Source organism: Paenibacillus sp. 7516 (assembly GCF_002272715.1).
GTDB lineage: Bacteria > Bacillota > Bacilli > Paenibacillales > Paenibacillaceae > Paenibacillus > Paenibacillus illinoisensis_A.
Map to the genome: position 1 here is coordinate 1 of NZ_NPBI01000023.1, position 660 is coordinate 660.

Sequence of the window (660 nt, forward strand, 5' to 3'; positions counted from 1 at the left end):
TTTAGTAAAAAATTTATATCCATATTAATTATTATGTTTTTATTGTTCTTTATAGTAAAACTGATTGAATACTTCTATTATGGTCATGACATAATACCTACTATTGAAGAGTTTAATTATATTCCCAATTTACTATTCTTATACTTCTTGTTTTATTCAAGTGATATCGTATTAGGATTGTATCATGAAACCGCACATGTTGTGGCTGCTAGATATTATGGCATTCAGAATATTAATATTAATATTGGAAGGCGTCTAATACATTTGGTGTATCAAACGCAAATTCCAAATACGTGGTCAGTAAGTAAAAAAGGCCGACGGATAATGTATCTTTCGGGTATGATAGCAGACTGTTTTCTTATAACTTTAATTACGATAATAGGTCATTTTTTTCTTCTTCAAGGATTTATTGTTTTATATTACATCATGAGAATTATTACTTTGACACTATTGCTAGGTATTTTATTTGAACTAAAATTATACATGAGAACTGACATATATTATCTGATAAGTGATAGTTTAGAACTCCCAAATTTGCACCAAGATTCTGTTAAATTATTAAAAAACATTAAGAATTGGTTTGGTGCGAGCAAACAATTACGAACTTACACTCTAATTATGTTATTATCCAGTACTATAGAAATAATAATATTCTTAAAG

Annotated in this window: 1 protein-coding gene; it reads left to right on the top strand. The window is 27.1% G+C overall.

From position 1 onward, the window contains the following. Positions 1 to 147: 147 nt before the first annotated feature. The coding region (locus CHI14_RS30335) for a hypothetical protein (RefSeq protein WP_212677012.1) at positions 148 to 660 on the top strand (513 nt) is incomplete at its 3' end.